At 32.9% G+C, this 24,682-nt stretch carries 23 protein-coding genes; 4 read left to right on the top strand and 19 right to left on the bottom strand.

The genetic code is table 11. The annotated features are described in order from the left end of the window. Window positions 1-5 precede the first annotated feature (5 nt). From Fi14EGH31_RS06635 to Fi14EGH31_RS06605, 7 genes are all read right to left on the bottom strand, one after another. The gene (locus tag Fi14EGH31_RS06635; protein ID WP_129923496.1) at window positions 6-635 is read right to left on the bottom strand and encodes an ATP-binding cassette domain-containing protein; all 630 of its coding nucleotides are present in this window, start codon (window positions 633-635) and stop codon (window positions 6-8) included. 93 nt (window positions 636-728) lie between these two features. After that, the gene (locus Fi14EGH31_RS06630) at window positions 729-878 is read right to left on the bottom strand and encodes a YydF family exported signaling peptide (RefSeq protein WP_129923495.1); all 150 of its coding nucleotides are present in this window, start codon (window positions 876-878) and stop codon (window positions 729-731) included. Between the two features lie 116 nt (window positions 879-994). Continuing rightward, window positions 995-2,425 carry a MobA/MobL family protein gene (locus Fi14EGH31_RS06625; protein ID WP_129923494.1) on the bottom strand — a complete coding sequence of 477 codons (1,431 nt, stop codon included), beginning with the start codon at window positions 2,423-2,425 and terminating at the stop codon, window positions 995-997. A 185-nt stretch (window positions 2,426-2,610) separates the two neighbouring features. After that, window positions 2,611-2,871 carry a hypothetical protein gene (locus tag Fi14EGH31_RS06620; protein ID WP_144136857.1) on the bottom strand — a complete coding sequence of 87 codons (261 nt, stop codon included), beginning with the start codon at window positions 2,869-2,871 and terminating at the stop codon, window positions 2,611-2,613. A 169-nt stretch (window positions 2,872-3,040) separates the two neighbouring features. After that, the gene (locus Fi14EGH31_RS06615) at window positions 3,041-4,417 is read right to left on the bottom strand and encodes a DNA primase family protein (RefSeq protein WP_197739423.1); all 1,377 of its coding nucleotides are present in this window, start codon (window positions 4,415-4,417) and stop codon (window positions 3,041-3,043) included. Further along, window positions 4,374-4,988, bottom strand: a complete 615-nt coding sequence (locus Fi14EGH31_RS06610) for a CHC2 zinc finger domain-containing protein (RefSeq protein WP_144136858.1) — start codon at window positions 4,986-4,988, stop codon at window positions 4,374-4,376. The genes Fi14EGH31_RS06615 and Fi14EGH31_RS06610 overlap by 44 nt, the downstream gene beginning before the upstream one ends. Next, window positions 4,985-5,179 (bottom strand): helix-turn-helix domain-containing protein, encoded by a 195-nt coding sequence (locus Fi14EGH31_RS06605; protein WP_016225774.1) that lies wholly within the window; start codon window positions 5,177-5,179, stop codon window positions 4,985-4,987. Before Fi14EGH31_RS06605 ends, Fi14EGH31_RS06610 begins: the two co-directional genes overlap by 4 nt. A gap of 213 nt (window positions 5,180-5,392) precedes the next feature. On the opposite strand from Fi14EGH31_RS06605, the gene Fi14EGH31_RS06600 reads away from it, so the two are divergent. Both Fi14EGH31_RS06600 and Fi14EGH31_RS06595 read left to right on the top strand, forming a co-directional pair. Next, window positions 5,393-5,977 carry a helix-turn-helix domain-containing protein gene (locus tag Fi14EGH31_RS06600; RefSeq protein WP_144136859.1) on the top strand — a complete coding sequence of 195 codons (585 nt, stop codon included), beginning with the start codon at window positions 5,393-5,395 and terminating at the stop codon, window positions 5,975-5,977. A gap of 46 nt (window positions 5,978-6,023) precedes the next feature. After that, window positions 6,024-7,142 carry a site-specific integrase gene (locus Fi14EGH31_RS06595; RefSeq protein ID WP_287486239.1) on the top strand — a complete coding sequence of 373 codons (1,119 nt, stop codon included), beginning with the start codon at window positions 6,024-6,026 and terminating at the stop codon, window positions 7,140-7,142. A 61-nt stretch (window positions 7,143-7,203) separates the two neighbouring features. Here the strand turns inward: Fi14EGH31_RS06595 and guaA are convergent, their stop codons facing one another. Further along, window positions 7,204-8,751 (bottom strand): glutamine-hydrolyzing GMP synthase, encoded by a 1,548-nt coding sequence (guaA, locus tag Fi14EGH31_RS06590; RefSeq protein WP_200765269.1) that lies wholly within the window; start codon window positions 8,749-8,751, stop codon window positions 7,204-7,206. A 15-nt stretch (window positions 8,752-8,766) separates the two neighbouring features. Beyond that, complete coding sequence (locus Fi14EGH31_RS06585; RefSeq protein ID WP_117347006.1) at window positions 8,767-10,044, bottom strand: adenylosuccinate synthase; 1,278 nt, start codon at window positions 10,042-10,044, stop codon at window positions 8,767-8,769. Window positions 10,045-10,154: 110 nt separating this feature from the next. On the opposite strand from Fi14EGH31_RS06585, the gene Fi14EGH31_RS06580 reads away from it, so the two are divergent. Next, on the top strand, window positions 10,155-11,036 hold the full coding sequence (locus Fi14EGH31_RS06580) for a LysR family transcriptional regulator (protein WP_107029338.1): 882 nt from the start codon (window positions 10,155-10,157) through the stop codon (window positions 11,034-11,036). Here the strand turns inward: Fi14EGH31_RS06580 and Fi14EGH31_RS06575 are convergent. The 8 genes from Fi14EGH31_RS06575 to proB form a co-directional block, all read right to left on the bottom strand. Next, on the bottom strand, window positions 10,999-12,039 hold the full coding sequence (locus Fi14EGH31_RS06575; protein WP_200765268.1) for a molybdopterin-binding protein: 1,041 nt from the start codon (window positions 12,037-12,039) through the stop codon (window positions 10,999-11,001). The genes Fi14EGH31_RS06580 and Fi14EGH31_RS06575 overlap by 38 nt on opposite strands. Window positions 12,040-12,078: 39 nt before the next feature. Next, window positions 12,079-12,537, bottom strand: a complete 459-nt coding sequence (locus Fi14EGH31_RS06570; RefSeq protein ID WP_022001761.1) for a COG2426 family protein — start codon at window positions 12,535-12,537, stop codon at window positions 12,079-12,081. Between the two features lie 60 nt (window positions 12,538-12,597). Then, window positions 12,598-13,314, bottom strand: coding sequence for a GntR family transcriptional regulator (locus tag Fi14EGH31_RS06565; protein ID WP_200765267.1), 717 nt, complete (start codon window positions 13,312-13,314; stop codon window positions 12,598-12,600). 76 nt (window positions 13,315-13,390) lie between these two features. Then, window positions 13,391-15,241, bottom strand: coding sequence for an ABC transporter ATP-binding protein (locus tag Fi14EGH31_RS06560; protein WP_200765266.1), 1,851 nt, complete (start codon window positions 15,239-15,241; stop codon window positions 13,391-13,393). After that, window positions 15,234-17,456 (bottom strand): ABC transporter ATP-binding protein, encoded by a 2,223-nt coding sequence (locus Fi14EGH31_RS06555; protein WP_200765265.1) that lies wholly within the window; start codon window positions 17,454-17,456, stop codon window positions 15,234-15,236. The genes Fi14EGH31_RS06560 and Fi14EGH31_RS06555 overlap by 8 nt, the downstream gene beginning before the upstream one ends. Then, entirely contained in the window at window positions 17,443-17,907 is a 465-nt protein-coding gene (locus tag Fi14EGH31_RS06550) for a MarR family winged helix-turn-helix transcriptional regulator (protein WP_158546503.1), read from the bottom strand. Before Fi14EGH31_RS06550 ends, Fi14EGH31_RS06555 begins: the two co-directional genes overlap by 14 nt. 103 nt (window positions 17,908-18,010) lie before the next feature. Beyond that, entirely contained in the window at window positions 18,011-19,240 is a 1,230-nt protein-coding gene (locus Fi14EGH31_RS06545) for a glutamate-5-semialdehyde dehydrogenase (protein ID WP_234697836.1), read from the bottom strand. A gap of 4 nt (window positions 19,241-19,244) precedes the next feature. After that, a complete protein-coding gene (proB, locus tag Fi14EGH31_RS06540) occupies window positions 19,245-20,366 on the bottom strand; it encodes a glutamate 5-kinase (RefSeq protein WP_117480888.1) in 1,122 nt (373 codons plus the stop codon). A 169-nt stretch (window positions 20,367-20,535) separates the two neighbouring features. Here proB and asnA point away from each other — a divergent pair, with 169 nt between their 5' ends. Next, window positions 20,536-21,543 (top strand): aspartate--ammonia ligase, encoded by a 1,008-nt coding sequence (asnA, locus tag Fi14EGH31_RS06535; RefSeq protein WP_107029331.1) that lies wholly within the window; start codon window positions 20,536-20,538, stop codon window positions 21,541-21,543. Between the two features lie 346 nt (window positions 21,544-21,889). On the opposite strand, the gene Fi14EGH31_RS06530 is transcribed toward asnA, so the two are convergent. Then, a complete protein-coding gene (locus tag Fi14EGH31_RS06530; RefSeq protein ID WP_022001753.1) occupies window positions 21,890-24,118 on the bottom strand; it encodes a RelA/SpoT family protein in 2,229 nt (742 codons plus the stop codon). Between the two features lie 45 nt (window positions 24,119-24,163). Further along, on the bottom strand, window positions 24,164-24,682 hold the full coding sequence (locus Fi14EGH31_RS06525; RefSeq protein ID WP_022001752.1) for an adenine phosphoribosyltransferase: 519 nt from the start codon (window positions 24,680-24,682) through the stop codon (window positions 24,164-24,166).

The raw sequence follows: 24,682 nt of genomic DNA, 5'->3' as shown, positions 1-24,682 counted from the left end.
AACCATCACCCCTTAATATAAGCATTTACAACTTTCTCTTTAGTCATATTTGACAAAATATTTTTATTTTCTATCAAATAATATGCACCTTCAAGATATTCTATATCTGTCAAATTATGAGTAATGTTGATAATAGTTGTATTACTCGTTTTGATGTATTCATTCAAAAAGCTATATATATCAAAGCAACTTTTTTTATCCAAAGCATTTGTAAATTCGTCTAATACTACAATTTCTGGCTGTGTCGCTAAGAAAAATAGTAATTTAATTTTCTGTTTTTGCCCATCACTTAAATTTTTCATCTTATTATCAAATGAAATTTCTTGTATATTCAACTGTTCAATCAATTTTTGGGCAACTGTAACATTAAATTTACGTTTAGTCACATCTATAATGTCTTTAACTTTTAAATCTGATGGCAAATTAGTATAACTTCCTATAACACAAACCTTCTTATTAACACCTTCTATATCTCCATCAAACTTCATTGCTCCAACAAGTGCTTTTGCTAAACATGTTTTTCCAGTCCCATTTTTTCCTAAAATATGATTGATTGTTTTTGATTTAAAATCTACATTTACATTTTCTAACAGGCACTTTCCTTTTATTGAAAGAGAAAAATTTGTAAGCTTCATATTTTTCGCCAAACAGTATCAAAATACTTATTAAAGTGGAAATACCTCTAAACTCCTTTTTAGAGAATTTAGAGGCATTTCTTCTACGGTTATTTATGATTTACTTCCAACAATCGTAGCCTTACCTGATGAACGGACAAAATACCAAAGGCTCAGAACTTTTTCAAGTTTAAAAGAATTCAGCTTTTTTTCCAGTTCTTTTTTGTCTTTGTCATCTGTTGCTTTAAAGTCATTAATACGCATTTGGCTTTCCTCCTTTCTTCATATCAAGCAGTATAGCACTCTTGTTTAAAAATTCAATATCTTTTTCGTATTTTTTATTGTTTTTTCATATTTTTTCCAAAACAATTTATTATACTTTATCTTCCTCTATCCATAGATTTTTTCTTAACTGACCGTTTTGGTTGCTGTCTGCCTTCATGCTGATAGCGGTGCAGTTTTTCCAGTACGCTTGCTTTTTTCGGCTGTTCTAACGGATTTTCTTTCTTCTGGTCCGTCTGATTTTTCCATGCCCGCAGTTCTTCATTGTATTCTATAATCAGTTCTTCTGCCTTGTTATAAACCTTCTGAAAGGATTGCACATTTGGATACCCTTCACGTTTTACGATCTGCTCCATACTCCTGTGCAGACGCTTTTCCAAATCCTCTAACAATTCAATTTTCCCTTCCAGAGATTTTCTCTCTTTGCCTTTAAATAGTCCTCGTAACTCTGACAGTTGCTTTTTCAAAGAAGAAATATCCTGCTGTGTGCGTTTTATCTCTATTGACTGTCTCTGCAATTCATACATGAGCTTCTGCATATCTTTCCACTCCTGCAAGTCAATCTTGGGTACAGGTTTAGGCGGTAGCTTAAATTTGAAAATTACTTCCTGTAAAAAGTCTTTCGCACCTCGGATAATCTGACGGAACATATCCGGCAACCAACCGTATGCCCTTATAGATTGCAGCGTTTTATCTGTGATTTTTTCCTGCTTGATCTTCAAAATATCTTCTTCAGGAACACCTTCAACTAATGCCACATCAACTGTCCGATTCCATTCCTGCCTTGCCGCATTGTCTGCCTTTATCTCCTCTGCTTTCGGATTGTTCTTTCCAATTTTCTTCGTTGCTAAATATACGCCGCCCTGTTGAAATACGGATAGTTTTTCAGATTCTTCTTTTACATATCGGTTGATCGTATCAGTAAACAGTTCCTTGACTTCTTTGGTAAATGCTTTGTTCTTAAACCATTCATCCTTTTTCGTGAAAATATGGCTTTCATAGACTTCCCCTTTGGGGATAATACTGCATCCCACCCGAAGATTACCCTGCTCGTCTAAAACCTCTTTCTTTGTGCGTCTATGCTTTCCCTGCTCATCATAAAACATATTTCGGGTAGCAATCTTTACTTCAGGCTGTTCCAACATTTTCCGTTCACTGAATACCAGATGGATATGATAATTCGTCTTTGCCTTGTTGTGATGAAGGGCTGCACTACACTCCACACCATACCTTTTATGAAAACTCTCCGTAAAAAGCCTTACCACATCATCTGCCCTGTACTGAACAAAACTTTCAGGAAGTGCAATGATAAACTCACGCCCTTCAATACATTTCCCTGCCGATCCACTCGCCTTAAAATCCAACTGATTTTCTCTTGCAAGATTTTTCCAAAACTCCGGTGTTACTCCTTCTGTCTGATAGGTCGCATAGAGATATTCCTGCCGTTTCGGATTGGAGATATAATCAATCCTTCCTTCCACATCGGACAGCTTGCTTTGTCTGATAAATGAATGTCTGCCTATAAGCATCCTCCTTCCTCGGCTCCCGCCGACTTTGTTGTGAGTAGGTGCATAGGCACCTGTTTACGAACTGATTGCCGTATCCGGCATAAGCCTCGCAGAGCGAAATACACAGAGTACAAACCATAGGTTTGTGCGATGAGTGTATTTCGCTCTCAATCGCCGAGGGCTTGTCTTTGTTTAACATAATCCGATTACTTCTCGGACTCACGCTTAGATTTATGGGCGTATCCGCCCTTTTTTTCTGCCCGTATCCGGGCTGTTTTTTCTATGACTGATAGCAAATGATCCACAGTACTTTCTTCCCATCCAGCAAGCCATATCATGGTTCTTTCCTCTGCTTTAGTCAGTTCCACGCCTTCCAGTACCTTGTTCATTTTCTGTATCTGTCTGCCCTCCATCTCATAAAACAAATCATTCACATTTCTGCTTTCTCTTTCCGGCTGCTTTAACATCTGCAACACTCCCTTCTGCTAAAAAATAAAATAAATTTAAAAATTACACGTATAAGCGTATAAACGTATCTTCCACACTTTTCAGAAACCTGTAACCCCTTGATTTTCCTGAAGATATACGCATATACGCTTCTTTGGAAAATTCTTTTTTATCGGTTTTTCATCCGTATCAACGGTAACTGTCTATGCGTATCTGCGTATGGATTCCCTGAAATCCTCTGGCATTTTTCCCATTGTCTGAGGGAATATTGGTAGAATAATGAATGTGATACTTCTTTTCATTTTCTTTTAAGTACCCCGAAAAACTTTTTGCACTCATAGGTTTTTCCGTATTGTCTTCACACCAGCGGCCGTATGCCTGATATAAATTTTTAGAAGTTGCCGTTGTATTTTCTTCCAAACGGATATACCCAGATGACTGCATAAAAGCGATAATATTATTTCCAGATTCCATAGCTTCGTGCAGATTTTTCTTTGCACGTTCACTGATGGTAAATCGGTATTTATTTTTCAGTAATCGTTTCAATCCCTCCAGACACCAGAGAAAAATATCGTCTGCTTCTCTTTGCAATTTCTCGATCAGATAGGGATCATCTACTCTGTCCGGTGGCACATCTTTGACCGTAAGGATAATCTGTCTGCGGTAAAATCCATAGGAACGATCATGCAAAGCACTCAGACTCCCGTTTCCAAAGCAGAGAAATCTGACATATAAATTCCCCTGTACGCTCTGCTTTGACTTCCTTTCCAAATCCATCTTATCCTCCAGCGTGACTATGGTTTTAATGTAGTTGGTGTCTTTCAATGCTTCCAGTTTCATATCATCATCCACCATCAAAAGTCGGTATTCCAAATCCGCCCTTGCGAAACGATTATGTTCTACTTTCTGAATATTACTTACATTCATATTCGTTCCGAGAATTTTTCTCATAACCAAACCTATACGGGATTTCCCCTCCCCTCCTTTTCCTAAGATAATCAATAACTTCTGTGCCTTGTTGGATGGAATTAAACAATATCCCATATATTCCTGCAAGGTAGGAATATCATCTTCCTCCAACAGTTCTGAAAGAAATTGTAACCACCGTTCCGGCTTTGCTTCTTTCATTTCATAATTTACAGGCAAGCGGTTCAGACAGAACTCCTTCTTTTCTGTAAAATCTCCATTTAGAAAATAAGTTCCGTTATTCACATGGATACGATCCATTTGCACCGGAAGTTCCTCTGAATAGGCTTCCAGTTTCAGAACCTCCAAAAGCTGTTTTACTTTCTTGGAAATTCCTTTCGTAAGAACTGGTTTTACCATTCTGTAAATTTCTTTTTCTACCTCGCTGTCCGGCAGCATTCCGTCATAGCTGAAAAAGATACCGTTGATACATTTCAATGGCATTCTTTGCAGGAAATTTTCACAAAATGCCACCTCATCAATCTGCCCATCCTCAAACCATTCCTGAGAGTACCCTTTAAAGTTCATTTCTCTCTGATCCAATGCTTCTTCCAGTCTATTCCTTGTTGTTTCGTCTATATTCTTCCATTCGTTTCTCAATTCTTTTCACATCCTTCCCACTATCCAGTAAAAATTCAATTCTGTCCTGTAACTCTCCAAACACCAGTAAATCCAGATAGTAATTTATCTTTTCTGTCTGCTGGCAGGCTTCTATAAATTCTGCTTTCCATTCTTCCTCTGGTGTTTTTGGTGCGTATCTTATTTTCCATTCTTCCAGCAGATGAAGATAATCCGATAAAATACGGATACTTTCCCGTTCCCATTCTTCAAATTTCTTTTCCGTCTGGTAGAATGTTCTTTTCGGTTTTTCTTTTTTCTTACTGGCATTCCTTTTTCTTGCGTTATCTGTAAAAACAGGTATCTGAAAATCTTCTGCCAGTTTCTTTGCTGCTTCCAATGGTGCTAGATGAAAGAAATCTGCCACAAATGTGATCACATCCCCTTTCGCACCACAAGCAAAACAGCAAAAACCTCTATCCACTTTCATACTGGGATGCCTGTCATCATGAAAGGGGCAACAGACCATCCCGTTTTTATTGACTTTCAACCCGTACTGTTCGGCTGCCTGCCTTGCAGTTACGTTTTCTTTTACTGTCTGAAAGATATTCATTCCATTTTCATCTCACAGCCATAATATTTTTTCTGGAAATACCTGACCGGAACTTTCCCCTTGATGATGTTATATCCGGCATTTTCCAGTTCTTCATTCATTACCCGCACAATTTCATAGGCTTTGCTTCTCCCAACCCCGAGAATCTCCATAATGTCATTTGCGGTAATATAAGATACATTAATCTGCATACAATCTCCTCCTTTTCTTTTTTCTATTTATCGAAAGTGCTATTGCAATACGCCTCTATTTCATATTTATTATTCAATACGTTTTTTATATGCACTTTTAATTCGTATTTACATCATACGTTTATTCTTCACATTTGTCAATATATATTTTTAATATTACGCACTTGCAATTCGTTTTATTTCATGTTATATTATCCATGAGGTGAATAAAAAATGAACAAAATGGAAGTTTCAACAATAGGAGAACGGATTAAAACACTCCGAAAAAAAAGAGGATATAACCAGAAAGATTTAGCAAACCTTCTTGGAAAATCTCTCCGTACCATCCAGAAATATGAAAGCGGGGAAATTGAAGTATCAATCGCAATGGTCAATGAATTGGCTAAAGTGCTTGATACGACTTCTACCTATCTTCTCGGACATCAGACAGGGGATTTCAAATTTGACTGTCTCTCTGATGTTATGGAATGTTTGTTTCAACTGGAAAAAATCAGTGGACTGCACTTTTCCATAGAAACAAAAAGACCGCCACATCATGACGGCTGGCAATGTTCCATTACTTTTGATGGGAAAGACAAATCCGCTGATCAGAATGCAGATATGTGCCTGTTCCTTGAGGAATGGGAAAACAACAGGGAATCTTTTCAGCAGTATTGCATGGCTAAAGATGCCTATGAAGAGTGGAAAGATAAAACTCTTGCCTACTACGCTTCACAGGGTGTAGAGATGGAAGAACCGGAAAATCTCGATACTGAGGAACGGTTAAAAAGAAAGAATGCTCTTTTTTCTGGCAAGTAGACCTACATAAGACGAGTTGAAAACTCTTATGAAAGGAATGATGTAATTGTCAGTAACAAAAGATACAACAGGAAAATGGATGTCACAGGTGCGTGTCAAAGACTACACAGGAAAGACTATCCACAAGAAAAAACGTGGTTTTACCACAAAAAAAGAAGCTCTGGAATGGGAAAGGGACTTTCTCAATAAAGCCAATGCAGATATGGGTATGCTGTTTCGGGATTTTGTAGATTTGTATTTTGAGGATATGGGACACCGTCTGAAAGAATCCACCATCATCAGCAAGCGTTATATGGTAGATAAAAAAATCCTTCCGGTGTTTGGGAAAATCCCGATCAATGAGATTACACCAAAGGATATCCGTAAATGGCAGAACGGATTGACTGCATATCGTGATAAGAACGGAAAGCCTTATGCTCAGACCTACCTTAGAGCAATCAATAATCAGATTACCGCTATGTTCAATTATGCAGTGAAATATTATGATTTGCGGGAAAATCCATGCACAAAGGCTGGGAGCATGGGAAAAAGCAATGCAGAAGAAATGCAGTTCTGGACAAAAGCGGAATTTGAACAGTTTATTACAGCCGTACAGGATAAGCCAGCTTCTTATACAGCCTTCATGACCATGTACTATACTGGAATGCGTGTAGGCGAACTGTGTGCTTTAACGCCGGAAGATGTGAACTTAGAAAATAATACCATCACCATCAACAAAACCTTCCAAAGAATCAATGGCAGGGATGTTGTCTGGCCTCCTAAAACGCCAAAAAGTAACCGGGTTATCACGATACCTCAGACACTTGCTGATTGTTTAAAAACCTATATGGATAAGTGTTATGAGATTCAGCCTAACGACAGACTTTTCCCTTACACCAAACATTTCCTGAACCATGAAATGCTCAGAGGATGTAAAAAATCCGGTGTAAAGAAGATTCGTGTGCATGATCTCCGTCACTCCCACGCCAGCCTTTTGATTGAGATGGGATGCCAGCCACTTCTGATTGCTGACCGTTTAGGGCATGAAAAAATACAGACAACCTTAAATACTTACAGTCATCTGTATCCAAACAAACAAGCCGAAGTCGCACAACAGCTTGAAAACCTTATCAACGGAACAGCAGTCCCAGATAGTAGCCAAATGGCAGATGTAGCCAATTTGTAGCCAACAAAAAGAAAAATCTCTGGAAATCCTTATAATTCAAGGCTTTCCAGAGATGTAGCAACTATTCAAACTCAATTGTTCCTGGTGGCTTACTTGTAATATCATACATTACTCTGTTTACCCCACGAACTTCGTTTATAATACGTGACATAACTTTATTTAATACTTCATAAGGAATTTCTGCAGCTTCTGCTGTCATGAAATCGATAGTATTAACCGCACGTAAGGCGATTGCATAATCATAAGTTCTCTCATCACCCATAACTCCTACAGAACGCATGTTTGTAAGAGCAGCAAAGTATTGACCGATTGAACGGTCTAATCCTGCATTAGCGATTTCTTCTCTATAGATTGCATCTGCATCTTGCACGATTTTTACTTTTTCAGCATTAACTTCACCAATGATACGAATACCAAGACCTGGTCCTGGGAATGGTTGTCTAAATACTAAGTATTCAGGAATTCCTAATTCTAAACCAACTTTACGTACTTCATCTTTGAATAAATCACGTAATGGTTCAATAATTTCTTTAAAATCAACATGATCTGGCAATCCACCAACATTATGATGTGATTTGATAACCGCAGATTCTCCACCAAGACCACTTTCAACAACATCTGGATAAATTGTTCCTTGTACTAAGAAATCAACTGCTCCAATTTTCTTTGCTTCTTCTTCAAAAACACGAATAAATTCTTCACCAATGATTTTACGTTTAGCTTCTGGTTCAGTAACACCTTTTAACTTTTCATAATATCTTTCTTGTGCATTTACTCTAATGAAATTTAATTCATAATTACCATTTGGACCAAATACAGCTTCTACTTCATCCCCTTCGTTTTTACGAAGTAAACCATGATCTACAAAGACACAAGTTAATTGATTACCAATGGCTTTAGAAAGTAAAACGGCTGCAACAGATGAGTCAACACCACCTGATAAAGCACATAAGACTTTACCATTACCAACTTTTTCTTTGATCGCTTTGATTTGTTCTTCAACGAAAGAATCCATGCGCCAATCACCAGCACAGTTACATACATCTAAAACAAAGTTAGAAAGCATTGTTTTACCATATTCACTATGTAAAACTTCTGGATGGAATTGAATCGCATATAAATCTTTTTCTTTATTTTCACAAGATGCTACTGGACAATCTTTTGTATGTGTTGTAATTTCAAAACCAGGTGCAATTTTTGAAATATAATCAAAATGTGACATCCAAACTGTAGATGTTTCAGGAATACCTTTTAAAATTTTAGATTGTGGTTGATCAACTAATAAAATTGATTTACCATATTCTCTTACATCTGCTCTTTCAACTTTTCCACCTAAAACATGTTGCATTAATTGAGCACCATAACATAAACCTAATACAGGAATACCTAATTCAAATAATTCTTTAGAATAAGTTGGTGAATCTTCTAAATAACAACTATTTGGTCCACCTGTTAAAATGATTCCTTTAGGATTCATTTCTTTAATTTTTTCTAAAGGTGTTTTATAAGAATAGATTTCACAATAAACATTACATTCACGAACACGACGAGCAACTAATTGATTATATTGCCCTCCGAAATCCATGACAATGACTAATTCTCTTTTCATGAAAGACCTCCTTTATTAAAATTTAATATCTTTTAAAACAACTGTTTGTTCTCTATCTGGTCCAACACTAAACATTCTTACTGGACAATGAACAAGTTCTTCGATTTTACGAATATAATTTTGACAATTTACAGGTAATTCTTCAAAAGATTTTACATGTGTAATATCTTCTTTCCATCCTGGTAATTCTTCATAAACAGGTTCACATCTTTCAATATCTTTAACAGTTGCAGGTAAACCATAAATTTCTTTACCATCTAATTTATAAGCTTTACAGATTTTAATTGTATCAAATCCACTCATAACATCTAATAACATTAATGAAATACCTGTTAAAGAAGACATTCTTCTTGATTGATTAACAACTACAGCATCAAACCATCCAGTTCTTCTTGGACGTTCAGTTACAGTACCATATTCATGTCCTCTTTCTCTAATTAAATCACCTGTAGCATCATTTAATTCAGTTGGGAATGGTCCTGATCCAACACGAGTTGTATAAGCTTTAATAATTCCAATTGCTTCTTTGATATATAAAGGTCCAATACCAGCCCCTTCAGATACCCCATTAGCTCCTGGATGTGATGATGTAACAAATGGATAAGTACCATAATCAATATCTAACATTGCTCCTTGAGCCCCTTCAAATAAAACCTTTTTATCTTCTTGTAAATATTGATCTAATAACATTCCTGTATCACAAACTAAAGGCTTAATAATTTTAGCGTATTCTTTGTATTCTTCAAAAATTTCTTCTACAGTAAACATGTCTTTTAATTCAGGATATTCTGCAACTTTCATTGGGAAAGTTTCTTTTAATCTTTCTAAGAATAATTCTTCATCAACGAATTCTCCCATACGAATACCAATACGACTATATTTATCTACATAAGCAGGTCCAATACCTCTTTTTGTAGTTCCAATACTTTTATCACCTTTTCTCTTTTCTTGTAATTCATCAATTTCAAGATGATAAGGTAAAATCACATGACAACGATCAGAAATTCTGATTTTGCTTGTATCAATACCACCATCATTTAAATATTTCACTTCTTCTAAAAATGCTTTAGGATTAACAACCATCCCATTTCCCATAATTACTTCATGCCCAGAGAAAATACCTGATGGTATTAATTTCAAAGCAAATTTCTTACCACCATAAACAATGGTATGACCTGCATTATTACCTCCAGCATAACGACATACAACATCTGCTTTTTGTGCAAGATAATCGGTAACTTTTCCTTTACCTTCATCTCCCCACATACTTCCTACAACAACTACACCAGCCATAATTCATTTCCACCTTTCTATCATTGGCTTTTTCATACATTTTTATTATATGCTATATTTTAATATAAGTAAAATTAATATATAATATATTTGATATAAGGAGTACTAATATGATAAAACTAGAACAATATAAGATATTTAACGAAGCGGCTTCTACCCTATCTTTTTCAAAAGCAGCCAAAAATTTATTCATTTCCCAATCCGCTGTTTCTCAAACAATTCATGCTTTAGAAAAAGAACTCAACACTCAACTCTTCATTCGTTTAAACAAAGGTGTTACTCTTACTAAAGAAGGTATGCTCCTTCATAAAAACATTACTGAAGCCCTTGCTTTAATTACCAGTGTTGAAAATGAACTTTCTCATTATAATGAATTACTTTCAGGACAGTTAAATATTGGTGCTGGTGATTCAATTTGTGAAAATTACTTAATTGACCTATTAAAACAATTTCATCATCTTTATCCAACAATCAAAATCAATGTTGTCAATGGAACTTCTATTGAAACAGTTGAACATTTAAAAAATGGAACGATTGATCTTGCCTTTATCAATCTTCCCTATGATGATGAAAGTTTAGTTTTAAAAGAATGTTTGACCATACATGATATCTTTATTTCCAAAAAAAAAGATGAACATTTGTATACCTATCAAGAAATCTCAAAAAAGAATCTTATTCTTTTAGAAAAATCAAGTAATTCTAGAAATTATATTGATAAATATTTTGCGAAACATGGTATTTTATTAAAACCCGAAATGGAACTCGGAGCACATCATCTTTTATTAGAATTTACCCATGCTAATTTAGGAAATGCTTGTGTTGTCAAAGAGTTTTCTCATGATTTTTTAGATAAAAATAAAGTTTATGAGTTAAAACTCAAAAAGCCTCTTCCTTCAAGAAGCATCGGTTATGGCTATCTTAAAAGAAGAAGCTTATCACAAGCTACTTTAAAATTTATCGAATTAATTGATCAATTTGATAAATCAATTTAGATTCAAGTTTAGATAAAGAAAGACTTGCTTTAACAAGTAAAGGAATATCGAAAGATATTTCTTTTTCTTTGTATTTTAATAACACATGAACAATTTCTCCAAGAGCATGTTCTTTTAACGTTAAATGAATAAAAACAGGTCCTCCATTATTAATAAAATAATCACTTAAAGAAAAATCACATTCATTTAAAATCGTAAAACCATTAATCTTTTTCATCACTTCTTCAAATAAATTAGGATTTTCAACAAGATAATCCTTTAATCTTTCTTCAATCAATTCTTTTGTTTCTTTCACTAAAACATCTGCTTCATCTTGATGTTTTGCTTTAACTCCTAAACGAATTCTTACATACTCTTCAGAAGCATACAAAGCAATAGAAATATCTTTTTGACTTTGAACAATATCATCAATCAAAGTAGCTGCTGCCGATTCACCAACACCTTGAGTTAAAATATCATACGTATAGATTTTAGCTTGACGATATTTTTCTAAATAAGGTTGAAGTTGATGATCAACAACATATGTCATTTCTTTTGGTGGTCCAGGAAGATTAACAATCATTTTTTTATCTTTAGACATCACACAACCATTGGCTGTTCCAATAGGATTATCTAAAACATAACAATCTTTTGGAAAATAAGCTTGTTTAAAGTTATTATCCGTAACTTGATCTAGTTGTGATACAAAGCAACATTTATCATTCACTTTTTTGGCTTCTGCTTCATTAAAAATCATTTCTAATCCTAAATATTTTGCAGATAATTCTTTTGTAAGATCATCTTCAGTTGGTCCTAGCCCACCTGTAGTAATAACACAATCACATCCTCTATTAAAAGCAATATTTAAACAATCTAAAAATCTTTGTGAATTATCTCCTACTACCGTTTGAAAGAAAACATTAAACCCTAATTCTTTACACATTTTTTGTAAATAAGTTGCATTTGTATTGACAATTTCTCCAAGTAATAACTCTGTTCCAACGTTAATAATTTCTACATTCATAACCGTCCTCCTTTACAAAAAAAGAAGCGTAAAACACTTCTAAATTAATGAAAATCCTAAAAAACTAACCACCATCATAATTACACCAGCAAGTAAAACTCCTAGCATAACAGCAATCGTTGTTGATTTAAAATCCATATCTAAAATACTAGCTGCAAGTGTTCCTGTCCATGCACCTGTCCCTGGAAGTGGAATTCCTACAAATAATAATAAAGCAACAAAAGTACTTCTTCCTACTTTTTCTTGAAGTTTTTTTCCACCTCTTTCACCTTTGTCTAAACACCAAGTGAAAAATTTACCAATAACTGGTTTATCGCAACCCCATACTAAAACCTTTCTAGCAAATAAGTAAATAAAAGGTACAGGTACCATATTAGCAAGAATACAAACAATATAAGATGGAATAATTGGTAATCCTAATCCTTGAGAAACAGGAATTGCTCCTCTAAGTTCAATTAAAGGTACCATTGATATTAATGCAATATATAAATAATTCATCTAAAATCTCCTTTTTAACATTCTCATTATAACAAACCAAACGGATTTGACAACATCCTTTTATTTTCTACGATATGCAACTTGGTTAAAAGTATACTTGTCTACACGATAATAAGTATACCCATATTCAATACATTTACCATTATGTAAGCATGTAATCGATAAAACTCTAAGCAAAGGTGTCACCGGATCAACTTGTAAATATTTTCCTAGTTCTTCACCCGCTAAAACCGCATCAATTTGTTGATCGGAAAAAGCAATATGTAAATTGAGATCATTTTCAAAATGATTAAATAAAGATGTACTGGATACTTCTAAAGGAATATCTCCTGTTAAATCATAATTACAGTAATCATCTTCAAAACATAAAGGCTCTCCGTTTACAAGTCTTACACGTTTAACGTGCCATACTTTATTATCTTCTAAAGCCATTTCTTTTCTCATTAAATCTGTAGCTTCTTCAAGTTCATTTAAAACGACATGACTTGTACAATCTTCTTTTTTCTTAGCACAGTCTTCTGTAACACTGTTTAGTCCATCAAAACTTTTAAATCTCGATTTCTTACAAACAAAGGAACCTACTTTAGGTACAGAATAAATCACATTTTCATTAATCAATTCCGTTAAAGCTTGGCGCACTGTCATTCGGGTAACACCAAAAAGTTCACATAAAGCATGTTCACTTTCAATTTGTTCATTTTCATTATATTTTTCATCTTCAATATTTTGAATAATATATTCTTTAATTTTGACATATTGTGGTTTTCTTTTCACCATAACATCATCCCCTCGGCTTGTACTATACCATATATAAACATGTTTTGAAAAGAAAAAGAAGCAAATTTCTTTGCTTCTAAATTTCGCTACCTTCAAATTGTGATTGATAAAGTGAGGCATAGAATCCACCTTTTTCTAACAATTCATCATGATTACCAATTTCTACAATATCGCCATCTTTCATGACAATGATTGTATTAGCATCACGAATCGTTGATAGACGGTGTGCAATAACAAAGCTTGTACGTCCTTCCATTAATTTTTCCATACCTTTTTGAATAAGCACTTCTGTACGTGTATCAACTGAAGAAGTTGCTTCATCTAAAATAAGAATTTTAGGATCTTTTAGAAACGCTCTAGCAATCGTCAATAATTGTTTTTGTCCTTGTGAAATATTTGATGTTTCTTCATCAAGAACCGTATCATAACCATCTTCTAAGGTATTGACAAAATGATCTACATACGCCATTTCACAGGCATTTTTTACTTCTTCATCACTGGCATCTAATTTACCATACATCAAGTTTTCCTTAATTGTTCCATTAAAAAGCCATGTATCTTGTAAAACCATTCCAAACAAACTTCTTAAATCATGTCTTGAAAAATCTTTAATATCATGACCATCGATCATAATTGAACCTTTATTTAATTCATAAAAGCGCATCAACAATTTAACAATCGTTGTTTTTCCTGCTCCTGTTGGACCAACAATAGCGACTGTTTGTCCAGCATGAACATGCATATTGAAATCATGAATAATTGTTTTTTCTGGTAAATAACCAAAATTAACTTGATTGAAAGTAACTGAACCATGTAATTTTTCAACTTCATCTGTTTCAATTTTAACGGTTTCAACTTCTAATTCTTCTTCCTCTAAGAATTCAAAAACACGTTCCGCAGCGGCAGCTGTACTTTGTAACATATTCATTGTTTGAGCAAGTTGGGCAATTGGTTGATTGAATTGGCGTACATATTGGATAAAGGCTTGAATATCACCAATCGTAATCGTATTACCCCCTGCTAAAAAACCACCTAATAAACAAACACTTACATATCCTAAGTTTCCTACAAAGTTACTTAAAGGTTGCATTAAACCTGATAAAAATTGAGATTTCCATGCTGAATCATAAAGCGCATCATTATATTCATTAAAAGTTTTAACAGAATCTTCTTCCCCATTAAATGCTTTGACAACATCATGAGCACCATACATTTCTTCAATATGACCATTGACATCCCCTAAACTTTTTTGTTGTCTACTAAAATACTTTTGTGAATGTTTCATAACAAACATAATAAGTAACATCGAAAGTGGTAAAACAAGTACCGCAATCAAAGTCATCTTTACTGAAATCGTAAGCATCATAATAAAGATTCCAACAACTGTAACAGAAGATGTAATCACTTGCGATAAACTTTGATTGAGTGATTGTGCAATTGTATCAATATCATTGGTTACTCTACTTAAAGTATCTCCACTAGAATGTCTATCAAAATAACTTAAAGGCATTCTTGACATCTTCTTAGATAAAGAGCTTCTTAAATCATAAGCAACTTTTTGTGAAATCGAAGATGTAATAAATCCTTGAATAAAACTAAAGAGTGCACTGACAAGATAGAAACCAACAAGAATCAAACAGATCATACCAATATAATCAAAATCAATTCCTCCTGTATTACTTACCTTGGCCATAATTCCTTCAGATAATTTATCTGTTGCTTTTGCTAGGATCTTTGGTCCTACAATCGTAAATACTGTTGAACCAGCTGCAAAAATAATAACAACCGCTAATTTAAAATAATAAGGTTTTAAATAAACAAATAATTTCTTTAATGTTCCTTTAAAATTCTTGGCTTTTTCACCATTACCTCTCATTCCATGACCCATTGGTCCACGAGGCCCTTGTCTTCTTCTTTCATTACTCATGACTTAGTTCCTCCTTAGATAATTGAGAATAGGCAATTTCTTGATAAACCTGACATGATTTCATTAATTCCTCATGTGTCCCTTTACCAACAATTCTTCCTTCATCAAGGACAATGATTTGGTCTGCATCCATAATAGAAGCAATACGTTGTCCTACTAATAAAACTGTACTTTTTGTCTTTTTAACAAGTTGATTTAATTCTTGACGAAGTTTAGCATCTGTTTTGAAATCAAGTGCTGAAAAACTATCATCAAAAATATAAATATCTGGATTTTTCGCAATAGCACGAGCAATCGCAAGTCTTTGTTTTTGACCACCAGAAACGTTTGTTCCACCTTGTGAAATTTCCATATCAAAACGTTCTTCTTTTTGATCAATAAATTCTTTTGCTTGAGCAATTCGAATCACTTCTTCTAATTCTTCATCTGTTGCCTCTGGTGCACCATATTTTAAATTAGAACGAATTGTTCCAGAAAATAAGTTTCCTTTTTGAGGAACAAGTCCAATACGATCACGTAATTCATGTTGTGTCATATCACGAACATCAACCCCTGCAACCTTAATATTTCCTTCACTGACTTCATAAAAACGAGGTACTAAATTAATAAGTGTTGATTTTCCTGAACCAGTAGAGCCAATAAAAGCTGTTGTTTGTCCTGGTTTAGCAACAAAATCAATATCTTTTAAAACCGGTTCACTCGCCCCTGGATAAGCAAATGAAACATGATTAAATTCAACAAGTCCTTTTTTACTTTCATCTAAAGCAACTGGATTTGTTGGATCTTGAATTGTTGGCTTAGTTTCAATAATTTCATAAACACGATTAGCAGCAACACTAGCTCGAGGTAACATAATAGCAATCATTGCAATCATTAAAAAGGCCATAATAATTTGCATTGCATATTGCATAAAGGCCATCATTTGTCCAATTGCTAAATTACCTAAATCGATTTGTTTAGAACCATAATAGACAATGACTAAAGTAACGACATTAAAGATAAACATCATAATTGGCATAATAGAAGCCATTGATCTATTAACAAATAAGTTTAAATTTGTAACATCTTTGTTGGCTTTATCAAAACGATCTTCACTATGTTTTTCGTTACCAAAAGCACGAATAACAAGCATTCCTGATAAATTTTCACGCATTGTGAGATTTAAACGGTCAATTAAATTTTGAATAATTTTGAATTTTGGCATAACTACAGCAAACGCAACCGCCATCACACCAAAAATAACAAGAATAACAACTGCAATTATCCATGTCATTGATGGTGATTCTTTTAAAACTTTAATTAAAGCCCCAATACCAATAATTGGTGCAAAACATACAATACGTAAAAGCATCATTGTCACCATTTGTACTTGAGTAATATCATTTGTTGTACGTGTAATAAGTGACGCTGTTGAAAAATGATTAAATTCTTCATTAGAAAAGCTTTCTACTTTTTCAAAAACATCTTTTCTTAAAGCTCGCGCTACACCAGCACCAACTTTTGTCGCAAAGAAAGCTACAGAAATGGCAGCCACTGTTCCAAGTAAAGCAATTCCTAACATCTTTAAACCTGTTTTAAAAATATAATCGGTTTGTACTTTGTCAATGTCAGCACCTAATTTTTTATATTCAGCTTTAACACCATTACCGGCTGCAATTTTTAAAGTACTTTCTCCCATGGTATCCATCTTTTTATCAATGTCTTCAAACATCTTTGCTTTTTGACTTTCATCCATAAAAGAAATAGCGTCATAAATCGTCATATTTTGAGGTAATTGTCCAAATTTTTCTTGATACTCTTTACTAGAAGTATCCATACTATCAAGCGAAGTAATAATTAACATCGGTTTCATTAAAATACTTTCTAACTTACTTTCTTCATCACTTGATAAATCTTTCAATTGATATACTGTTTTGCCTTTAGCCTTAGGAAATGTATCAATGATATCTTGATTGACTTTACTAATTTTTTTATAATCTTTTTTTACTGTTTTTTGATCTTTTTGATCAACAAACAATAATAAATGTTGATAAGTTTCTTCCGTTAAAACATCTGAAACAGGTGAAGCAAATCCTCCCGCTTGAATTCCTACTGAAATAATATCACTCATATAATCTGGTAAAGTTAATTCTGTTTGCGCTTGTACAAACAACAAACAAATACAAGCTAAAATCAAGTACCAGAATTTCTTTAAATATCCTTTAATCTTGAACATCTAACTCCTCCTTCATTAAACGAATATTCTTTTCAAAGATTTGACAATACGTTTTCATTCTATCTAAATCTTCTTTATTTATTCCTCCAAATAAGCGTGTTGTAAACATTTTCATATCATCTTTACAACTTTTAATTTCTTCTTTTCCCTTTTCCGTAATATGTAATGAGACATTTCTTTTATCATGTCTACTTACAACTTTTTCAATAAAACCTGCTTTTTCTAAACGTTGTAATCTTACTGATAAAGTAGCTGGTGTAATTTTTAAACGTTCTGCAAGAATTTTTTGATTAGGATGACCAAAATGATCAATAAGACCTAACAAATAACACTGATCAGCAGATAATCCTTCCCTATTGCTTTTTTTACTAGTAAGTTCTTGAATATTTTTATGGAGAGATTTAAATTGTAAAAAGATTTCTTTAATATCCTCAAATTCCAATAGATCCATAAGACACCTCCTATTAGTTAGTATACTAAACATTATAGTTAGCGCACTAATCAATGTCAATATATTTAGTACGCTAATTATTTTTTTATAAAAAAAAGGAGTCTTAACTCCTTACTTGTCCATTTCCATAAATCATATATTTTGTAGAAGTAATTTCCTGTAAACCAAGTGGGCCTCTAGCATGAAGCTTTTGCGTTGAAATACCAACTTCTGCCCCAAAACCAAACTCTCCCCCATCACTAAAACGTGTAGAAGCATTATGATAAACACAAGCTGAATCTAAAGAATCCATAAAATATTTTGCTGTTTCTTTATTTCCGGTAATAATCGATTCTGAATGTTTTGTTGAATAGTTATAAATATGTTCAATCGCTTCTTCAATATCATCTACAACTTTTATATTACAAATATAATCATCATATTCTGTAGCATAACTTTTTTCAGTAGCTTCTAAACAATCAATGATTTTTCTTGTTTTTTCATCACCATAGATTTGTACATTTTTAAATATTTCTTGAAGTTTTGGTAAAAATTCTTGAGCTACTTTTTGATGAACAAGAATCGTTTCAATTGCATTACATACAGATGGTCTTTGGATCTTTGCATTTTTTGCAATTTCTAAAGCCATATCAAGACTAGCATCTTGATCAACATAAAGATGACAAATTCCTGCTCCTGTTTCAATTACTGGAACAGTTGCATTTTTAACAACATATTGAATAAGCCCTGCACTTCCACGAGGAATAATGACATCTACATAATCATGGGCTTGAATTAAATCTAAAGTTTCTTCACGCTTTTTTGTTTCAATAAGAGTAACCGTATGTGTTGGTAAAACATCTTGAATAGCCTCATTTATAATTTGAACTAAGATGCGATTTGAATGAATGGCTTCTTTACCACCTTTTAAAACACAAACATTGTTTGTTTTAATACATAAACTGGCAATATCTACTGTTACATTAGGTCTTGATTCATAAATTACCCCAATCACTCCTAAAGGAATTCTGATTTGTTGAATCACTAAACCATTGGGTCTTTTAATTTCTCTTACAAGAGTTCCAATAGGATCTTGTAAATCAATTACTTTTAAAATATCTTTTGCCATCGCTTCAATACGTTCTTTATTTAATAATAAACGATCAACCATCGATTCTTTAATACCATTATTTTTAGCTTCTGCAATATCTTTTTGATTTTCTTGAATGATCAATTCACTTTTTTGAATTAATGCCTCAGAAATATTTTTTAAAGCTTTATTTTTTACTTTCGGTTTAACATTTTGCATAAAACGACATGCTTTTTTAGCTTCTTTAAGTTGTTCCTTAATCATAATTTCACCCCTTATTAATGACTAGATTATCTGCATGAATCACTTCATCATAATCTTTATAATGTAAAATACTTTCTATTTCATTACTATGATGATCTTTAATCAATTTTAACTCATCACTTGAATAATTCGTAATACCTCTAGCAATGAGTTGTCCTTTAAAAGAAAGAACATCAATGACACTACCTTGCATAAATGAACCTTCAACTTCTTTGATTCCTTTAGGTAGTAAACTTGTATGTGTTTTTAAAGCCTCACATGCACCATCATCAACAATGACTTTTCCCTTAGGAGAACTACGATACATGATCCAATGATCTCTAGCACTTAAAGTACGCCCCGCTTTTCCACTAAAATATGTTCCAATTTGTTTTCCTTCTAATAAATCAATAAGAGCTGTTTCATTATTGCCATTAACGATGGCCATATCTCCTCCATAATCATTAACGATTTTTGCAGCACGTAATTTTGTCACCATCCCACCTGTACCAAATTGACTACTTGAATCTTTCGCATAGTTCATAATTTTATCATCCACAAGTTCAATATCACTTAATAATTTTGCATTGGAATTGGTATGAGGATTATCATTATAAAGTCCATCAATATCTGAAACTAAAACAAGTAATTGTGCATCCACAATAGGTAATAGTAAGGCAGATAATGTATCATTATCTCCTACTTTGATTTCATCTACCGCTAATGTATCATTTTCATTAATAATAGGAATCACATCATAATCTAAAATAGAAGATAAAGCATAGCTTAAATTCATCAAACGTTTACGATGATCAAAATCATCATGATTTAATAAAATCTGTGCACATTTTAAATGAAACAATGAAAATAAATCTTCATAAATTTGCATCAAATGAGCTTGTCCAATAGCCGCAAGTGCTTGTTTTTTAGAAATTTCTTTAGGTTTTTCACTTAAATTTAAAACACCCATTCCTGAAGAAATCGCTCCTGATGAAACAAGTGTTACTTTTAACCCCTTACGTTTTAAAATAGCTATTTGTTGGATGAGTTTTAAAATTCTTTCTTTATCTAGTTGTCCATCTTCATTACACAAAGAAGTCGAACCAATCTTTATAATAACATGTTTGACATGTTCTAAATTTCTCATGTTTACACCTACTTTTCATTTTTTCTTATTATACAGAAAAGAAAGGCAATTGACAACAAGTGAATACATTTGAAACACTTTTATAGCTATTATAATTTTTTATTATTATCTTTCATATATCTAGATAAATGATAAAATAGAACATATTATTAAGGGGGAAAAAATTAAAATGAATCTCATTATTCCAGAAAAATATGATCCTGTGTTATCTTTAAGGCAAACACAAGAAGCAATTAAATACATAAGGGATACATTTCAAAAAGAATTTGGAAGAGCTTTAATGTTAGAAAGAATTTCAGCACCTCTTTTTGTCCAAAAAAGCAGTGGTTTAAATGATAACTTAAATGGTGTTGAAAAACCTGTTTCTTTCCAAATCAGTTGTTTTGAAAACGATGATATTGAAGTCGTTCATTCTCTTGCTAAATGGAAAAGAATGGCACTTAAAAAATATGGTTTTGGTGTTCGTGAAGGACTTTATACAAATATGAACGCTATTAGAAAAGATGAAGAAGTTGATAACCTACATTCTTACTATGTTGATCAATGGGATTGGGAACGTGTCATCGAAAAAGAAGATCGCAATATTACAACATTAAAAAATCATGTTAAAAAGATTTTTAAAGTCATTAAACATATGGAACATGAAGTTTGGTATAAATACCCTCATGTTGTTAATCGTTTACCAGATCGTGTCCATTTCATTACTGCACAAGAATTAGAAAATCAATATCCTGATTTAGCAGCTAAAGAAAGAGAAAATAAAATTTGCAAAGAATTCGGGTGTGTCTTTGTTATGCAAATCGGTAATGTTTTACAAAGTGGACAAAAGCATGATGGACGTGCACCAGACTATGATGATTGGAAACTCAATGGTGACTTGTTATTCTGGTACGAACCATTACAATGTGCCTTAGAAATCTCATCAATGGGTATCCGTGTGGATGAAAATTCTTTAGTTGAACAATTAAAGAAAGAAAACTGTGAAGATCGTTTAAATCTTCCATATCATCAAGCCATCGTGAATAAAGAATTACCTTACACTATCGGTGGTGGTATTGGCCAATCAAGACTTTGTATGTTACTTTTAAATCGTGCTCATATTGGTGAAGTACAAGCAAGTATTTGGCCTCAAGAAATGATTGATGAATGTGAAAAAAATAATATTCATTTATTATAAAAAAAATCTATCCATGCGATAGATTTTTTATGTCTAAATAAATAATAAAGGATTCCTACAAAAATAAGGAATCCTAAAATAAAGAAAGCAAATAACCCACTTATAACTCCACAAAGTAAGACTGTCATCAATAATATGATTATAATATAAACTAAAAGAAATATTTTTTAAATTTCCTACCATTTCCTTTAGGAAATGTACTCTTTGTTTCTTTTTTTATCTCTTGTTTAAAATCATCAACAACTTGTTTGTTTTGTTTTTGTTGTTTCATCTTCAAAATGAATAATTACTTTTTCTTCTTTCATAGTTTTTCTCAAAAAAAGAATTATAGCTTAAAGCTATAATTCTAATGTATCACTCTTTTTATATCATAAATTCCTTGAATACGTTCAAGATTAGCAATTGCACGATTTAAATGTTCAGCATCATCAACACCAATCTTTAATTTAATTAAAGCTCTACCATCATCTGATGCATCCGCATGAATATTTAAAATATTGATTTTCATTTGTCCTAAAACCGTAATAATATCATTTAATAAATTTGTACGATCTAAGCCATCAATTTGTAAATCAGCATCAAATTTCAAATTAGAAAGTGATGCAAAATCCCAATAAACATCAATTAAACGGCTTTGAATTTCTTTTTGTTTAATATTTGGACAATCCACACGATGAACTTTGATTCCTTGTCCTTGTGAAACATAACCAGTAATTTGATCTCCTGGAATTGGATTACAACATTTAGATAATTGTATTTTTAATCCTGAAACACCTTTAACAACAACTCCATTATTAGATGTCGTTTTTTCTAATTTTTCTTTTTGTTCATTATTTCTTTGTAAGATTTTAGATAAGTTATCAAAGAAACCTGTTTTCTTTGGATTTACTTTTTCTAAAAGTGTCGCTACTGAAAGATTTTTCTTTCCAATAAAATAGAAAATATCATCTAAACTTCTTGCTCCAAAAGCACCTAAATATGTTTTGTAAGTTTCTGGATCCAAGAATTTCTTTTCATCAAGTCCACGTTTTTTGATTTCATCTTTTAAGATTTTCTTACCATCTTCAATCGTATCTTTCTTAGTTTCAGCTTCTTTTTTAGCGAGGAAAGTACGAATTTTATTACGAGCTCCTGCGGTTCTTACAAATTTCAACCAATCTTCACTTGGTCCAGCGGATTGTTTGTTGGTTTTGATTTCACAAACATCCCCTGTATTTAATTTTGTATCGATAGGCACCATGACATTATTGACAATCGCACCAACTGTATGATGTCCTACTTCTGTATGAATACGATAAGCAAAATCAACTGGTGTTGAACCGTTAGGAAGTTCAACAATTTTTCCTTGTGGCGTTAAAACATAAACATTGGCTTCAAAAATATCACGAGAAATGGAGTCATAATATTCTTTGGCATCGCCATCTTTGATATCATCTGACAAAGAAATAAATTCTCGTAACCATTGAAGTTTTTCTCCAATTTCTTTTTGTTCCGCTTTGGCAGAATAACCTTTGCCTTCTTTATAACGCCAATGAGCAGCAACCCCAAGTTCAGCAAGCTCATCCATTTCTTCAGTACGAATTTGGATTTCAAAAGTATTACCATCTTCACCAATAACAGAAGTATGAAGTGATTGATACATATTTGGTTTAGGCATAGCAATATAATCTTTAAAACGTCCTGGAATTGGACGATAATGATCATGAATCAATCCTAAAACACTATAACAATCAAGTTTATTTTGTAAAATAATACGGAGTGCATAAAGATCATAAAGTTCATCAAAACGTTTATGTTTTTTAAACATCTTCTTATAAATACTATAGATAGATTTCGCACGACCTAAAATACGATATTGATAATGATTTTCCTTTAATAAGTTTTCAACTTCTTCCATCATCTTCGCCACAGATTCTTTTCGCTCATCTTGTTTTGTTTGAAGAAGTCTCGCAATATCATGATAAGCAATTGGATCTAAATAAGATAAAGAAAGATCTTCCAATTCTGTTTTAATATCGCTCAACCCTAAACGATGAGCAATCGGTGTATAGACTTCTAAAGTTTCTCGAGAAATACGTTTTTGTTTTTCTGGGGGCATGAATTGTAATGTACGCATATTGTGTAAACGATCGGCAAATTTGATCAAGATAACACGTATATCTTTAGCCATCGCAATATAGATTTTACGATGATTTTCAGCATATACATCTGCTTCATCTTTAAATGGCATTTTAGAAATCTTCGTAACACCTTCAACAAGGGTCGTTACTTCTTCTCCAAATTCTTTCACCATTTCTTCACGTGATACATCACAATCTTCCATGACATCGTGTAAAAGACCCGCTGTAATGGTAAGTGGTCCTGTTTGTAATGTTGATAAAATATAAGCAACCCAAATCAAATGAATTGTATAAGGTTCTCCACTTTTACGTTTTTGTCCTTCGTGTTTAACCATGATATAATCATAAGCTTTTTTAATAAGCTTCATATCATCTTCATTGGTAATATAGCGTCTACATGATTCATAGACATCTTCTATAGTGACTTTATCTCCAGCTTTTTTAAACTCTTTCATATTATAACCCCCTCATATGATAAAAGAGAGTTTCCTCTCTTTTATTTAATAAGTTAATACTGAATAGACATTATAGTCTTTTAATTTTTCTCTACCTTTTAGAGCTTCAAGTTCAATTAAAAAGGCAATTCCTACAACTTTACCACCAAGTTGTTCAACAAGTTGAATAGTTGCTTCAACTGTTCCACCTGTAGCAAGTAAATCATCAATAATAACAACATTTTCACCAGGTTTGATACTATCGGCATGAATATGAACTTCATTTTTTCCATATTCTAAATCATAACTTGCTGAAACTGTTTCTCTTGGTAATTTTCCTGGTTTTCTAACAGGTACAAACCCTGCATTTACTTTGTAAGCAACAGGACATCCAAATAAAAAACCTCTTGCTTCAGGACCAGCAACAACATCTACTTGAACTCCAAGTCCATCGATCCATTTAGCGAATGTGTCAATTGATTCTTTATAAGCTTCTTTATCTTTTAATAAAGGTGTTACATCTCTAAAGATAATTCCTTCTTCAGGGAAATCTTTAATATCTTCAATATATTTTTTAAAGTCCAT

This window comes from Faecalibacillus intestinalis, assembly GCF_015097455.1.
In the GTDB taxonomy this organism is placed as follows: Bacteria; Bacillota_I; Bacilli_A; order Erysipelotrichales; family Coprobacillaceae; genus Faecalibacillus; species Faecalibacillus intestinalis.
This window is presented reverse-complemented; position numbering and strand designations above follow the sequence as displayed.

Excerpts from the sequence above, each read along its gene's own strand:
- Fi14EGH31_RS06635 (WP_129923496.1), bottom strand. The coding sequence starts at position 635 with ATGAAGCTTACAAATTTTTCTCTTTCAATAAAAGGAAAGTGCCTGTTA.
- Fi14EGH31_RS06630 (WP_129923495.1), bottom strand. The coding sequence starts at position 878 with ATGCGTATTAATGACTTTAAAGCAACAGATGACAAAGACAAAAAAGAA.
- Fi14EGH31_RS06625 (WP_129923494.1), bottom strand. The coding sequence starts at position 2,425 with ATGCTTATAGGCAGACATTCATTTATCAGACAAAGCAAGCTGTCCGAT.
- Fi14EGH31_RS06620 (WP_144136857.1), bottom strand. The coding sequence starts at position 2,871 with ATGTTAAAGCAGCCGGAAAGAGAAAGCAGAAATGTGAATGATTTGTTT.
- Fi14EGH31_RS06610 (WP_144136858.1), bottom strand. The coding sequence starts at position 4,988 with ATGAATATCTTTCAGACAGTAAAAGAAAACGTAACTGCAAGGCAGGCA.
- Fi14EGH31_RS06605 (WP_016225774.1), bottom strand. The coding sequence starts at position 5,179 with ATGCAGATTAATGTATCTTATATTACCGCAAATGACATTATGGAGATT.
- Fi14EGH31_RS06600 (WP_144136859.1), top strand. The coding sequence starts at position 5,393 with ATGAACAAAATGGAAGTTTCAACAATAGGAGAACGGATTAAAACACTC.
- guaA (WP_200765269.1), bottom strand. The coding sequence starts at position 8,751 with ATGAAAAGAGAATTAGTCATTGTCATGGATTTCGGAGGGCAATATAAT.
- Fi14EGH31_RS06585 (WP_117347006.1), bottom strand. The coding sequence starts at position 10,044 with ATGGCTGGTGTAGTTGTTGTAGGAAGTATGTGGGGAGATGAAGGTAAA.
- Fi14EGH31_RS06580 (WP_107029338.1), top strand. The coding sequence starts at position 10,155 with ATGATAAAACTAGAACAATATAAGATATTTAACGAAGCGGCTTCTACC.
- Fi14EGH31_RS06575 (WP_200765268.1), bottom strand. The coding sequence starts at position 12,039 with ATGAATGTAGAAATTATTAACGTTGGAACAGAGTTATTACTTGGAGAA.
- Fi14EGH31_RS06570 (WP_022001761.1), bottom strand. The coding sequence starts at position 12,537 with ATGAATTATTTATATATTGCATTAATATCAATGGTACCTTTAATTGAA.
- Fi14EGH31_RS06565 (WP_200765267.1), bottom strand. The coding sequence starts at position 13,314 with ATGGTGAAAAGAAAACCACAATATGTCAAAATTAAAGAATATATTATT.
- Fi14EGH31_RS06560 (WP_200765266.1), bottom strand. The coding sequence starts at position 15,241 with ATGAGTAATGAAAGAAGAAGACAAGGGCCTCGTGGACCAATGGGTCAT.
- Fi14EGH31_RS06555 (WP_200765265.1), bottom strand. The coding sequence starts at position 17,456 with ATGTTCAAGATTAAAGGATATTTAAAGAAATTCTGGTACTTGATTTTA.
- Fi14EGH31_RS06550 (WP_158546503.1), bottom strand. The coding sequence starts at position 17,907 with ATGGATCTATTGGAATTTGAGGATATTAAAGAAATCTTTTTACAATTT.
- Fi14EGH31_RS06545 (WP_234697836.1), bottom strand. The coding sequence starts at position 19,240 with ATGATTAAGGAACAACTTAAAGAAGCTAAAAAAGCATGTCGTTTTATG.
- proB (WP_117480888.1), bottom strand. The coding sequence starts at position 20,366 with ATGAGAAATTTAGAACATGTCAAACATGTTATTATAAAGATTGGTTCG.
- asnA (WP_107029331.1), top strand. The coding sequence starts at position 20,536 with ATGAATCTCATTATTCCAGAAAAATATGATCCTGTGTTATCTTTAAGG.
- Fi14EGH31_RS06530 (WP_022001753.1), bottom strand. The coding sequence starts at position 24,118 with ATGAAAGAGTTTAAAAAAGCTGGAGATAAAGTCACTATAGAAGATGTC.
- Fi14EGH31_RS06525 (WP_022001752.1), bottom strand. The coding sequence starts at position 24,682 with ATGGACTTTAAAAAATATATTGAAGATATTAAAGATTTCCCTGAAGAA.